Genomic DNA, 12,997 nt, shown 5'->3' with positions numbered 1-12,997 from the left:
GTATGAGGCATGGCGACCTTCATCGTGGATACGCTGGCGATGGTCGACGCGACCGTAGCCGCCTACGCCGAGACAGTGTTCGTCGACTTTGGCGGAGCGGTCACAACGACGATCCGACTTGCCGGCATCGTCGCCCTCGCCTTTCTCGGCGCCAATGTCGTCTTTCAGTGGGCGCCGATCCGGGCCACAGACTTCGCCAAGTGGGGCATGCGCTACGTGATGGTGCTCGCCATCGCCACGAGTTGGGCGCAGTTCGCGCCGATCTACGACATCCTCACCAACGTGCCCGGGTCGATCGGCGCGCGGCTACTCGACGCCTCCGGGGATGTCACCTTGAATGAGGCGCTGGACGAGATGGTGACCTCGATCTTCGACTTCTCGGACCGGGCTGCCGACGAAAGCGGCTACTTCTCGATCAGCCTGCTCTCGGTTCTGCTCGCAGTCGTCGGCGCCCTGATGGCCTGCGTCGCCATCGTGGTCGCCGGAATCGGCAAGATCGGGCTGGCGATGGCAATCTCGCTCGCGCCGGTGTTCATCGGCACCCTGCTGTTCAAGGCGACCAGCGACCTGTTCTCTTCCTGGGCGAAGTTCACCTTGGGGTTTGCGATGATCCCCCTCGTGCTCGCTGGCGTCATGGGAGCGATCGTCAGGATCGGCGAGGATCTCTTGCTGAGTGTTGATACGGCCTCCACCCTGACCGAGGCCGCTGGGTTCCTGATCGTGGCGATGGCGGCGATCTTCCTGATGAGCCAGGTGCCGAGCATGGTGAACGGGCTCGCCGGGACCGTGGTCGCGACCGCGAGCGGCGTTCGCGAAGCCTCGATGATGGCGGCCGGCGCGGTCGCGACGGGTGGGCTCGGCGCCGCCGCCTATCGCGCCGGCAAGCCGATGGTCGCGGCGACGGCCGGGGCGGCGCGCGCCGGGGCCGCCGCGCCCGCCGGCCAGCGCGGCACCGCCTTCGGCCAGGAGCTGATCGCGAGCTACCAGGCGGCCCAGATCGGCAAGCAGCGCTACCAGCAGCGCCTCGCCAGCCTGGGCAAGCGATCGACGATGGGCGGCGAGTTCGAGGCCGGCCAGGCCGCGATGATGCAATACGTCCGCGACAGCCGCGCCCGGGCGGCGCGGGTCGCCGCCGCCATGCCGCCGACGCCGTCGCCAACCGGGACCGGGACCAGCTCCGGAGCCGGAGCCGGCTCCTCCACGCCCCCGACCTCCAAACCCTGACCTCCCCGCAACCTCGCACACGATCCGCCGCGCGACGCACCCCAGCCGCGCGGCCCGGGAAAGGAGTCCCCTTGATGCCGAGCCAGGCCGATCCGATCCACCGTTTCGAGGACGAGGTGTTCTTCGGCCTGCGCCGCCGCGCGACGCTCCTGGGCTGGATGGCCGGAACTTCGATCGCCATCGCCGCCTGCGCCACCGGCGCGCTCCTGCTCGCGCTGCCCTTGAAGGAAGTGCGGCCCTATGTGGTGATGGTCGACCGCGCCACCGGAGAGTCCGAGCTCGTCGTCTCCACCCTGCCCGGCGACCTCGCCGAGCGCGACGCGGTGCGCCAGGCCGAGCTGGTGCGCTACGTCACCGAGCGCGAGACCTACGACAACGCCGACAACGCGACCCGCATCCCCGAGGTGCTGGCGGGCTCAGAAGGCCAGGCGGCGGACTCGTTGCGAGGGCTCTGGAGCAGCGGCGCCGACCAGTATCCGCCCGCGCTCTACGGCGCCGAGACGCTGATCCGCGTCGTCGTGCGCTCGGTCACCGTCTTGAACGACGCCACCGCGCAGATCCGCTTCACCCGCAAGCTCGAGCAGCCTGGCCTGCCCCCGGTCAGCCGCGCCTTCGTCGCCACGGTCGGATTCGCCTTCCGGCCGAGGACCGAGCGCACGCTCGAGGCGGTCTGGCAGAACCCGCTCGGCTTCACCGTCACGAGCTAACGCGTCGACGCCGAGACGCTCGACGCACCCGGAAAGTAAGTCATCATGCGCCCCCTGCCCTGCCCGTTCCGCGCCGTTTGCCGGCTCGCCGCCTCCGCGCTCGCCGCGCTCATCGTGCTTTCACCCACGTTTGGAGCTGGCCCCGCCCGCGCCGAGACCGGGCCGCGTTCGATCGGCGCCGATCCCCGGATCAAGGCCTATACCTATGCCCCGACCACGGTGTACCGGCTCGACGTGGCGCTGAAGATCATCACCTCGATCGAGTTCGCGCCGGGCGAGAGCGTCGACTCGGTCCTGATGGGCGACAGCGAGAGCTGGGAGGTGATCCGGCTCCAGCAGGGCGACGTGCTCGCGATCAAACCGCTGATCGCGGGCGCGCGCACCAACATGACGGTCTATACCAGAGAGCGCAGCTACACCTTCGAGCTCCGCGCGGTGCCGGCGCGCGCGGGCTCGGCGAGCCTCAATTACCGCGTCGGCTTCCGCTACCCCGAGCAGGACCGGGCCAAGGCGGCGCGGCGGAGCGCCGAGGCCGGCCGGGCGCGCGATCCGAACTACTATGTCGCGGGCCCGAAGGCGGATTTCCGACCGGTCTCGGTCTGGGACGACGGCAGGACCACCACCTTCCTCTTCGCCCCCGACACGCCGCGACCCGCGATCTTCAAGGTCGACGCCCAGGGTCGCGAGAGCATCGTCAACACCCGCGCGCTCGAGAACGGCGCGGTGATCATGGGCACCTCGGATCGCTGGACGCTCCGGATCGGCGACGCGGAGCTCTGCGTCGCCCATGCCCGCGTGATCGCCACCGTCCCCGGCGGCCGCGCGCCGGTGATGCCGAGGAGCGCGCTCGCCAACGCCCGGGTCTCCGGCGCCAGCGCCACTCCCGCCTCCGCCCAACCCCGGGGCCTCCCGAAATGACCGAGCCGCGCGACGAGGAACACGGCCCAGACAGACGCGACCCTGAGAAGCTCGACCAAGCGGATCTCCGTGGCGGCGGCCTCGACAAGGCCGACCAGATGGAGCGGCTCGACCGGATCAGCGCGCGCGTCGGCGCTCGGCCGCGCGGTCGCGCGCCACGCCGCGTCGCCGGCGCCGGCTTTGCGCTGCTCTTCGCCGGGGCGGCGGTCTGGGCCCTCGCGCCCGGCCCGGCGCGGAGCCTGCTCGGGCTGGGCACCTCCGAGGCCGAGAAGATGCAGCGCGAGACCCCGCCCGGCCTCGGCATCTCGACCGAGATCCCGCGCGGCGCGGCGCCGACAGCACCCCCGCCGCTCGAGACCGCGATCCCGGCGCGCACCCCGCCGCGCGCGGGCCTGAGCGAGGCCGACGCGGCCCGGCTCGCCGCGCTCGAGACCGAGCTCGCCACGCTCCGGAGCCGCGAGCCCGGACCCTCGCGCGCCGAGCTGCAGTCGATGCTCGACGCCAACGCCGCCGCGATCCGCGCCGACGTCACCCGTCAGCTGCTGTCGCGCCAGCAGCCGGTCACCGCCGGCATCGATCCGGGCGCGAAGCAAGAGCAGGCCGAGCTTGCGCGGGCGGCGGAGATCGAGGCGGCCCAGGTGAAGTCACGCGGGTTGGTGCTCGATGGCGCCGCCGGTGGGGTTCCGGGCGGCGGCGCGGCTGGCGGTGGTGGGCGCCGTTCGGGCGACCAGGCCTTTCTCGCCTCGGCCGGCGCCGGCGGCGTCGAGACCGCGCGCGCCACCGCGCTCGCCGCGCCCGACCGGATGATCGTCCAGGGCACCATTCTCGAAGCCGTGCTCGAAACCGCGCTCTCGACCGACCTGCCCGGCGCGGTCCGCGCCGTCCTCAGCGAGGACGTGCTCTCCTACGACGGCTCCGCCACGCTCTTGCCGCGCGGCACCCGGCTGATCGGCAGCTACAATTCCGAGGTCCGCATCGCGCAGCGCCGCGCGCTCATCGCCTGGACCCGGGCGATCACGCCCGAGGGCACAAGCGTGGCCCTCGGCGGGCTCGGCGCCGACGCGCTCGGCCGCTCCGGCCAGCCGGGTCAGGTCGACACGCATTTCTGGGAGCGCTTCGGCTCGGCCGCGCTGATCTCTGTCTTCGGCCTCGCGCCGCAGGTGATCATCGACGACAAAACCAATGGCGACGCGGCCGACGCGATCGAGGATATCGGCGATGATCTGCGCGCCGCCTCCAGCGGCGCGCTCGACGCCTATCTCCGGATCGCGCCCACGATCAACGTCTCCCAGGGCGACCGGCTCACCATCTTCGTTAATAGGGATTTGGTGTTTTAGGATGTACGACACGCCCCTCTCCCCTCGCCATCCTGCCCTGACCTCGACCAGTCCCGCTTCTGCGAGCCACGCCGAACACGAGCTGCGCGACCTCCGCGAGCTGCTCGTCTCCGACGCGGTCAACGAAGTCGTGGTGAATCCCGACGGCGCGGTCTGGATCGAGCGCGCCGAGGCCGAGCACATGGTCGCAACCGCGCACCGCTTCGCGCCCGAGCGGCTGCGCCGGCTCGCCGATCATCTCGCCGGCGAGACCGGCAACCGGATCGGGCCGAGGCATCCGCTGGTCTCGGGCAGCCTGCGCGCCTTCGGCCAGGCGCTTCGCGTACAGGTGGTGGTGCCGCCGGCGGTCGAGGACGGCGCCGCGCTGTCGATCCGCAAATACGTCGCCCGCGTGCTCGATCTCGGCGAGATCGGTTTTCTCGCCGGCCACCAGGTCAGCGTCGAGGGCGAGCGCCGCGCCCGCCTCGCCGGGATCGCCCGGCTTGCGCGCGAGGGCCGGCTCGCCGAGCTCTTCGACCGCGCCATCGGCGAGCGGATGAACATCCTCGTCTCCGGCGGCACCTCCTCGGGCAAGACCACGGTCGCCCGCGCGCTCCTCGCCCGCGCCGATCCCGCCGAGCGGCTCGTCACCATCGAGGACGCGCGCGAGCTGCATCCGCCGCATCCGAACGCCGTCGCGCTCATCGCCGAACGCCTCGGCGACTCCGAGCGTTCGCCCGCGCAGCTCCTGGTCTCCGCCCTCCGGATGCGGCCCGACCGGCTCATCCTCGGCGAGATGCGCGGGCCCGAGGCCCTCGCCTTCCTCGAGGCGATCAACACCGGCCATCCCGGCTCGATCTCGACCATACACGCCGACAGCCCGGTGCTCGCGCTCGAACGCCTCGCGCTCATGGTGATGCGCGCCGGCGCCGGACAGACCCGCGCCGATGTGCTCGACTACGCCACCCGCACCCTCGATCTCATCGTCCAGGTCGGACGCCGCGACGGACGGCGCGGCGTGCTCGAGGTCTTCCTGCCGGCGCTGGCGGACTGAAGCGGCGGCGTGATGTCAAGCGACGCGCCGTTGAAACTAGTGGAGCCAATCCCGAGGGGGTTCGCGATGGGAGGGGGCATTCTCTCCTCGCAGCAGGCTTCGAAGCCAATCCCGCGTCTCCCTCATTTCCGCGATCGAGGCCCGGACGATATCCGGTTGATCGGACGCGGCGGTCCGCTCGGCGATCATCGCGTCGAGTTTCGCCAGCAGGTACTCGACGCAGGCCACCCCGTTCGCGTTCAGGCGCTTCATCGGTTCGGACCGATCGGTGTGACGCGACCGCCCGAGCCGGGATAAGATCCCGCGCCGCCGGCGAAACGCTCAACAGCCATCGTAGTCTTTGTATCCGCTCGCGGTGATCGTGTATGTCCCGCCTCTGGGGCCAACGTAGCACCGGCTCTCGACACGCCGCGCCACTTGGACCGGCGTTCTGGCCGCGTGGATCTCGCGCGGTTTGGTTCCCCACTCGCAGGCGTTCCCGTCGCCATCTCGATCAAGCCCATGCGGGTCGAAGCTCGGTCCCCCCGCCGACAGGAAGAAGCGCTGCGCCGAGGCGACGGGAAGTCCGAACAATTCCGATCGTGGAGTGAGGGCCCTGAGCGCGCGTATCGGTACGCACCGACCGAGGACCTGGAGCGGGACCGAGATAGCGATCGCCGCTCTCGAACTGGCCGCGGGAGCCGAGTTCCGCTTCGACCATCAGGAGTCGCAGCGAATCCGTCGTGGTCGCCCGCGGTTCCCACAGCTTCTCGCTGTCCGCCTCGGCATAGGCCAGGGTCAGCGGCGTGTGGTTTGGCGCGGGTGGAGTCGCGGGCGCGCAGGCGGCCGCGAGCAGACAAGCCGAACGACTGGCTCCGTATCGCATGTCTCACCCTCCCTTGCCTGTCATCAGAGTGACGAGGTTGACTTGGTCGGGTCAATAGCTTGCGCTGAAACCGCTCGCGCTTTGACAGCCGCTTCCATCAGGTACTTGCTACTCCAGACAACCGCCGCGCGTCGTCAGCGGCGCTCAAGTGGCTGGCCCGCGCGCCGCCAGGGTCTGTTTCGTCTCGAAATCACGGCGTGCCCCGCCGTCCCGGATTGCGGCGCCACCTCCCCTCGGTCATCCTCGACGCCCTGAGCGCGGCCCGGAACCCGATGTCCAAGAAGACCCTGAACGCAGCCAATCTGGAACGACTGGGCGCGGAAAAGCTCGCCGCTCTGGTCATGGAGCTTGTCGCGGGCAATGCCGCGCTCCAGCGCCGCGCGCGCATGGAACTCAGCGCGGCGCAGGGACCCGAGGACGTCGCTTCGGATATACGGAAGCGGTTCGCGTCGCTCCGGCGCTCGAGCAGCTTCATGGACTGGCACGGGCAGAAGGCGCTGGTGAAGGACCTCGAGGGTTTGGTCCGCCTGATCGAGGAGGTGGTCGCGCCGCATGACACGGAGGCGGCTTTCGAGCTTCTCTGGAGCTTTCTGCAGCTGGCGCCGTCGATCCACGAACGCGCCGACGACAGCAATGGCGCGATCGGCGGCGTGTTCGACGACGTGATCGAAGCGGTTGCCAGACTTGCGCCCAGGCTTTCCGTCGATCCCGAAGCGCAGGCGGAGCGGATCCTCCCCGCCGTCGCCGACGCCGGTTACGGCGAATTCGACGGGATCATTCCGGCGATGGCGGCGGCGCTCGGCCGGGACGGATTGGAGCACCTCAAGCGGATCACCAACGCCTGGGCGGACGCGCCTCCGACGGAGGGGGAGATCGCGCGATATCGATCCTACGGGTTGTCCTCGCCCGCCGAGGAAGCCGTCCGGCGCAACAAGGAGACGACGCGGTCGATCATCCTCGCCGATGTGGCCGATGCCCAGGGCGACGTCGACGCCTATATGGCGCGTTACTCGGCGGAGCAGCTGACCTTCGGCACGATCGCCCCGGATGTCGCGCGGCGGCTCCTGGACGCGGGACGTGTCGACGAAGCCTTCGATCTGATCACACGCGCTCGCGACGCCGAGAAGGCTGGGGCGGGGCATTTCAGCTTCGCTCTCGACCAGATCCTCGAGGAGTGCCTCGAGAGGCAAGGCAGGACCGAGGAGCTCAAGCGGCATCTGTGGCTCGGGTTCGAGCGGACGCTCGGCGAATCCAGCCTTCGGAAATATCTCAGGCTCCTGCCGGATTTCGAGGACATCGAAGCCGAGGAACGCGCGCTCGGCTTCGCGGAAACCTTCCCCCATCTCGGCGCCGCCATCGCCCTCCTGATCAACTGGCCCGCGTACGACCGCGCCGCGCACATGGTCATGAGCCGGTTCAATGAACTCGACGGCAATGCCTACTATACCCTCACGCCGGCCGCCGCCGCGCTGGATACCAGACATCCGCTGGCCGCGAGCCTCACGCGGCGGGCGATGATCGAGGACACGCTCGACGGAGCGAAATCCAAACGCTACCGGCATGCGGCGCGCCATCTCGCCGAATGCCAGGCGAACGATCGCGCTATCGAAAACTACCACGAGTTCGCGACGCATTCGGATTTCGTCGCGGCTCTCCGGAAAAGGCATGCGCGCAAACATGGCTTCTGGCAGCTCGTCCGGGATTGATGTCGACGACTTGGCAGAGCGCGCTTGGGCCCAATGCCGCGCCGCCTGGGAATGACGGCGCTCGGCCCAAAGCCGACGTTCGCAGACCTTAAGGTCAACGTCCGCCTGTGCCCCGGATCGATCTCCCGCGTTGGCAAGCATGCAGCCCGAAAACTCGCGTTCCTCTGCCACATCAATGGCCCGAGAGCGCTGTGTTCGGTCATGGTGGAGGCTAAGCTGTACCTTGCCCCGCCTTCAAGTCCTCGCTCTGATGTCCCGCCGAGGCGCCAATGTCACGTTCGTCGGGTCGATGAGAAGCTTCAGGTCGCAGGCGGTCGCCTGGTCCATTCCGTATTCTTCGATGTCGTCGACCTTCGGTCGCACATCGAGAGCTTCGAAGCGGGTCGACCAATACTGCCATTCCGGATCATCGGAGCGCTCGAAGAAGACCTTCGCGCTGAAGGTTATGCTGGTGTCGGCAAACGACGCGCTGTTGAAATACAAGCATTCGGGAGGCGACGACGGTTCTTCAATATCGAAGGTCTGGAACTCGAAGCGAGCCTGGGATTTCGGATTGAGCAGAATGTCCACCGCCATACGGGCTTCATTCGCCTCCCAAAACGCATCGAACTTGAATCTCGCGGTGGAGCGAAGGCCTGCGTTCGTGAGAAGCTGAAGCCACCCGTCCAAGAATGCGGAGATCAGCCGAATCTCGTCGAGGTATGGTCCGGTGATGGGTTGATCGACCGGGAAGGTGATCGACGGGATGCGTTCGTTTCCGGCAATCGTCAGGGTCGCTTGCCCCGTCGCCATGAGCGTGAGCGCGCGAAGCAGCTCCGCCCACTCCTCCAGGGAATGCGCCATGTCATCGATCGATCCGACGCTCTCGAACTTGAGCGCCGGCAGTGTCAGCCGGATAATGAAGTCGGCGGTGCGGATGAGAAGCTCTGCTCCATACGGCTCGGCTATTGGCGGCCCGATGAACATTTCGCCGTCGAACCGCGCCGCTTGTCCGAAGCCGGGTCCGCGGATCGAAATCTCGCAGGAACCCAGAGTCGGAGGCGTAAGCCGTAGCTCCTCGATGTCGTCGAACAGCGTGCCTTGATAAGGAAGGCGTATGCCGAACCGGCTGTCGAACACGCGGAGGCGGTGCGGCTTCAAGGGCGCGAGGCCGAGCAACAGACTGTTGAAATGCTCTGGACCCTCAATCTGGATAAGTGCCTCAGCCTCGAACTGGCCGTTCTCATAGCCAAGCTCGGCGAGCTGCCGTTGCTTCTCGATCGTGTAGGCGCCAGGATTTTGTCCGCACGCCGCACTCAGGGCTGCCAATAAGCCGGCGGGAGTCGGCTCGAAGCGCACCCCGACTTTCTCATAGTCGTAGCTGATATCGGTGTGGTTGATGTCGTGGGCCTTGCGGGCCTCCGCCAGTCTCAATCGCCTCAGAACGCGCGCGAGCTCATTCCCGACTAGGTGGACAAGATAGGCGGACTGGAGGTCGCCGTCGGCTCGCAGCCGAAACACGACGATGAGTGCCGGCCGAGGGTCCTTGGCCAAGCGATCGATGGCGGACAGGCTGAGGCGGATACGATTGCCGGTGCGGCCGAGTGTCGATTTCAGCTGAACGCGGGCGGCGTTGGTGGGGCGTTGATCGAGAGGCACCGCTTGGCCGGCCGGCGTCATCGGGAACTCCACGATGAAATCCCAGCCCAGCACGTCGACGACGCTCTTGTTGCAATAGAGGCCTGCGCGCTCGCAGAGCACTTCGAACTACCGTTCGCCGATGCGACCAATGCGATCGGGATCTAATTCGCTGTCCATGTCGTCGTCCGTCCTCATCGATCGAGGCGGACGCGAAGTCGCCGTGCGCGCTCCTTGAAGGCCCGGTCGCCACCTTCGAGGATGTCGCAGACGTGTTTGCGCATCTCCGCGTTTTCGAGGCCGCCCGACAGATAGCGAATGGGCGGCAGCTTGCCGGGCGTGTGCGTGCCGGAAAACGCGACGATGACCTGATCAGCGTCCGTGTTGACGACGAGGTTCGCGTTGTGCGTCACCATAATGACCTGGCGCACATTCTTCGCGGCGATGAAAAGCTCGACCAACTCGTCGAAGATTGACTTAGGATCGAGGTTCTCTTCCGGCTGGTCGATGATCAGGGGGCGATCATCGCTGTCGTCCAAGGCGAGATAGAGCAGCAGCAGGACGATGCCGCGCGTGCCCGGAGAGAGCTTGCGGATATCGACCGCTTCGTAGTCGATACTGTAGCTGATCTCGATATGGCTGGTGCCGTAGAGCCATTTGGCGAACCGTCTCAGCCAAGAGCGATAATCCGCTTGCTGTGATCGGGGAACCTCGGAGAGATCGAGCAACTCGGCCTGATGGGCCTGACGAAATCCCGCCATCGCCTCCGCGACGGCTTTCGGATCGCCCGATTCCCACGCCGGCTTCAGCAACGCGTCGGCCCAGGTCTCCAACGTGCCCACGCCTTTGAAAGGGCCGGTGCGCCGCTTGTCGAACAGGCTTTCGCCCTCCGTCGCCCAGCGATGCACGTCCGCATGGCGAGATACCGAGAAGGACAATTTGCGCAACGTCCCGGACGCCTGCGCGAGCCGATCCATGAGCGGGCGATACAGCGTGTGCAGCACTTGTTCTTCCGCGACGATGGATTCGAAGACCCTCAAATAGGCCTGCTCTCGATCTGTTTGGAGCTGGGTGGTCCGCGCTGCGGCGCCTTCACAATCGGCCAGCGCGTCCTTCAGGCGCTTCAGCGCGGCATTCTCATCTCCGATTTTGGTGGTGATCGTTCTCAGGCGATTGGCGGTGTCCGTATCGATGTTGATCAGGCGCTGAATGCGACCGATCTCGGCCTCCAGTTCGCCCAGCGACAATCGCTTCAGCTCGGCGTCATCGGCCACATAGGGGTTCTGATCGCTCGCCTTACGAGGGTGCTCCCTACCCCGCCATGTAGCTGCCTGCCGTTCGGCCCGTGCCAGCCGCTCGGTCAACGTCCCGTCGACGTTGCCGGCGTAAGTCTGTTGGAACGCCTGCCACGCCTTGTCATCCAGATGCGCGCCGACGAAGGTCTGCTTGCTCGTGCGCAGAGCCATGGGCGCGCGATTGGTTCGGAAATCCGACACGTCGTTCTGCAGAGACCGCAGGACTTGGCATTCCTGCGACCACAACCGGATCTGGGTCCGGACATGATCGGCGGCTTCGATCAGCGCGTTCAGCCGCGCGATACGCTCCGCGCTTCCGGCAGTCACCAACGTGTCTCGGCTTTTGATGTAGCCGGCGATCAGCGCTTCCTTCTGAGTGATTTGCGATTTCAGGCCGACGATCTGGCTTTGCTTCTCGCGCTCGAGCCCGACCTGATCGGAGAGAGCCGCGATGGCCTCCTCGTCGCGAGTGCGGTTGTCGCGCAACACCGTCGTCCGCAGCTCCAGCAGCTCGCCGAAATCCGTCGCGCCATCGCGTTCGAGCGTGCTGTGGGCTTCAAAAATGACCCACTCGATCTCGCTCAGCAATTCGTCCTTCAGCCCATCGGCCGAGCACAGTTCTTCGACGAACTTCTGTGAGAGATAGCGCGCCCGCGGATAGAGCGACGGATCGAAGGCATCGTCGAGCAACGGGCGCATCGACGGATCCCCGGTCTCCCAAGTCAGCCGGACGCCGACGCCGTCGAGATGCTCACGCGCCCGCACGATAAACGACGCGTTGCTCAAGCGGCCTTCCGTGGCGTCGCATCCCGCCGCGATCGCATCCGCGAGAGCGGTCTTGCCCGAGCCCCGCGCGCCGATGATGGCGACCAGACCAGAATTGAGGGCGAGCTTCGGCGTCTGCGCCCAGTCCGCGCCCGTCAATTCTATTTCAGCAATGACACGTGCAGGGGTGGCTCTAAACGGGGGATGGGGGCCAACACAGGCCCGACCGGCGGGATCGATATGGGCTTGGCGCAGCGCATCGAATTCCAACGCGCCCTTGATCCAGGAATAGCGGTCGCCATCGGGCTTGGCGACGGTCGCTTGCTCATGTGCGTCGCTGCCGTGCAGGCAGGGCTTGCAGCCGTCGTATCGCTCGCGCAGCACGTCCTCTCCAACACCGCTTTTTCGTCCCAGCCAGAAATCGCGCTGCGCCGAACTGCTGGCAAAAATAACGTGCGCGAACTTCTCGATTTCCTGGCGCAACGTTGCGTCATTGGCATCGCGGATGCCGGACGTACCATCGGTTTCGGCGCCTGCGACGGCGACCAGGATGTTCTCCTTCGCCCAATCGCTCTTGCCGTATTCTTCGCGCAATTTTCCGAAGTTGACCTTGAACTGTGAAGCGCCGTGGCGGAACGCGGTCCGCTCATCGCTTAGCTCCGGCTTGGATTTTCGTCCCAGCTTGATGAGGTCTTCTCGCGTGCAGGCGAAGTTGTCGCCAAAGGCCTCAAATCTCAGCCGGCCGAGAAATCGTTCCACCTCCGCCACATGCTCCGGATCGTCAGGACAGACGAGCAGGTGGATGTTGGTCCAGCGCTCTTTCACCGTCGCCACATCAAGCCGTAGCTCGACATTGGGGAAAACAAGCGCAACCTGTGGCAGGCGGCCGTTTTCTCTCATCTCTCGGTCGACGCGACGATAGGTTTCGGTGCAATAATAGTCGGTCACCGCGATTGCGCGGATAACGGGCGTCGCCTGTTCGAGGTTGGTCAAATAGTCGCCCCAAGCGTTGGGGCCTTTGAACTGGTTGTTGAACAGGGTGCCGGGCGCATGAATATGCGGCTCCCAACGGTGCCATTCCGAACCGCGGTTGATCATGGGTCCCCCGGATGCTCTTCTTCTGATCTCCTACTCGGAAGCCGGTCATGCAACCAGTAATCTGTGGCCCGCCTTCAAACCGGCCATTCGAGTATGCTTGCGCGAACGACCACATTCCGCCCGCCTGACCCAACTCTATCGGCGCATAGTACGGCTGAGCCTCCGCTCCTTGATCGCTTGGATCATGAGGGTCTGGACGGCTTTCGTGAAGCGAGCGCTGAAGGCTCCCATCTTCGCGCCCGGCTCGAAGTAGTAGCTCTGTTCCGACAGATCTATGTTTGCTTCGTCGACGATGATCCAAAGCGGGACATGCGCGTCTAGGCCCGCGCGCCGGCTCTCAGAGCCGGACTCGAAACTCTACGCGCCGTGCCAATACCTTGCGAGGCGCCTGGTCAGGACGCGGATATGGGCGATGAATATCCACGCCTCGGC

The 12,997-nt window shown here is 66.6% G+C and carries 10 protein-coding genes; 6 read left to right on the top strand and 4 right to left on the bottom strand.

Translation table 11 applies throughout. From position 1 onward, the window contains the following. Positions 1 to 9: 9 nt before the first annotated feature. From FJM51_RS20240 to FJM51_RS20220, 5 genes are all read left to right on the top strand, one after another. Positions 10 to 1,224 carry a TrbL/VirB6 family protein gene (locus FJM51_RS20240; RefSeq protein WP_140455949.1) on the top strand — a complete coding sequence of 405 codons (1,215 nt, stop codon included), beginning with the start codon at positions 10 to 12 and terminating at the stop codon, positions 1,222 to 1,224. A 74-nt stretch (positions 1,225 to 1,298) separates the two neighbouring features. Further along, complete coding sequence (locus FJM51_RS20235) at positions 1,299 to 1,931, top strand: VirB8 family type IV secretion system protein (protein ID WP_140455948.1); 633 nt, start codon at positions 1,299 to 1,301, stop codon at positions 1,929 to 1,931. Between the two features lie 45 nt (positions 1,932 to 1,976). Next, positions 1,977 to 2,849, top strand: coding sequence for a TrbG/VirB9 family P-type conjugative transfer protein (locus FJM51_RS20230; protein ID WP_140455947.1), 873 nt, complete (start codon positions 1,977 to 1,979; stop codon positions 2,847 to 2,849). Next, positions 2,846 to 4,186, top strand: coding sequence for a TraB/TrbI/VirB10 family type IV secretion system protein (locus FJM51_RS20225; protein ID WP_140455946.1), 1,341 nt, complete (start codon positions 2,846 to 2,848; stop codon positions 4,184 to 4,186). The genes FJM51_RS20230 and FJM51_RS20225 overlap by 4 nt, the downstream gene beginning before the upstream one ends. Before the next feature lies 1 nt (position 4,187). Further along, positions 4,188 to 5,219 carry an ATPase, T2SS/T4P/T4SS family gene (locus FJM51_RS20220; RefSeq protein WP_140455945.1) on the top strand — a complete coding sequence of 344 codons (1,032 nt, stop codon included), beginning with the start codon at positions 4,188 to 4,190 and terminating at the stop codon, positions 5,217 to 5,219. Positions 5,220 to 5,255: 36 nt separating this feature from the next. On the opposite strand, the gene FJM51_RS20215 is transcribed toward FJM51_RS20220, so the two are convergent. Continuing rightward, positions 5,256 to 5,471 carry a hypothetical protein gene (locus tag FJM51_RS20215; RefSeq protein WP_140455944.1) on the bottom strand — a complete coding sequence of 72 codons (216 nt, stop codon included), beginning with the start codon at positions 5,469 to 5,471 and terminating at the stop codon, positions 5,256 to 5,258. A 69-nt stretch (positions 5,472 to 5,540) separates the two neighbouring features. After that, positions 5,541 to 5,792 carry an excalibur calcium-binding domain-containing protein gene (locus FJM51_RS25385; RefSeq protein ID WP_368733486.1) on the bottom strand — a complete coding sequence of 84 codons (252 nt, stop codon included), beginning with the start codon at positions 5,790 to 5,792 and terminating at the stop codon, positions 5,541 to 5,543. Between the two features lie 564 nt (positions 5,793 to 6,356). Between FJM51_RS25385 and FJM51_RS20205 the strand changes: the two genes are divergently transcribed. Continuing rightward, complete coding sequence (locus tag FJM51_RS20205) at positions 6,357 to 7,790, top strand: DUF6880 family protein (RefSeq protein WP_140455943.1); 1,434 nt, start codon at positions 6,357 to 6,359, stop codon at positions 7,788 to 7,790. 234 nt (positions 7,791 to 8,024) lie between these two features. Here FJM51_RS20205 and FJM51_RS20200 read toward each other — a convergent pair whose 3' ends face one another. Further along, positions 8,025 to 9,530, bottom strand: coding sequence for a hypothetical protein (locus FJM51_RS20200; protein ID WP_140455942.1), 1,506 nt, complete (start codon positions 9,528 to 9,530; stop codon positions 8,025 to 8,027). Positions 9,531 to 9,601: 71 nt separating this feature from the next. Then, positions 9,602 to 12,565 (bottom strand): TrlF family AAA-like ATPase, encoded by a 2,964-nt coding sequence (locus FJM51_RS24545; RefSeq protein ID WP_140455941.1) that lies wholly within the window; start codon positions 12,563 to 12,565, stop codon positions 9,602 to 9,604. Positions 12,566 to 12,997 lie beyond the last annotated feature (432 nt).

The sequence above is a fragment of the Amaricoccus solimangrovi genome, assembly GCF_006385685.1.
Lineage (GTDB): Bacteria > Pseudomonadota > Alphaproteobacteria > Rhodobacterales > Rhodobacteraceae > Amaricoccus > Amaricoccus solimangrovi.
Note: the sequence above shows the minus strand (reverse complement) of the source record. Positions and strands in the feature narration are given on the sequence as shown.

Coding starts and splice junctions, on each gene's coding strand:
- FJM51_RS24545 (WP_140455941.1), bottom strand. CDS start 12,565: ATGATCAACCGCGGTTCGGAATGGCACCGTTGGGAGCCGCATATTCAT.
- FJM51_RS20215 (WP_140455944.1), bottom strand. CDS start 5,471: ATGAAGCGCCTGAACGCGAACGGGGTGGCCTGCGTCGAGTACCTGCTG.
- FJM51_RS20230 (WP_140455947.1), top strand. CDS start 1,977: ATGCGCCCCCTGCCCTGCCCGTTCCGCGCCGTTTGCCGGCTCGCCGCC.
- FJM51_RS20205 (WP_140455943.1), top strand. CDS start 6,357: ATGTCCAAGAAGACCCTGAACGCAGCCAATCTGGAACGACTGGGCGCG.
- FJM51_RS20220 (WP_140455945.1), top strand. CDS start 4,188: ATGTACGACACGCCCCTCTCCCCTCGCCATCCTGCCCTGACCTCGACC.
- FJM51_RS20235 (WP_140455948.1), top strand. CDS start 1,299: ATGCCGAGCCAGGCCGATCCGATCCACCGTTTCGAGGACGAGGTGTTC.
- FJM51_RS20240 (WP_140455949.1), top strand. CDS start 10: ATGGCGACCTTCATCGTGGATACGCTGGCGATGGTCGACGCGACCGTA.
- FJM51_RS20225 (WP_140455946.1), top strand. CDS start 2,846: ATGACCGAGCCGCGCGACGAGGAACACGGCCCAGACAGACGCGACCCT.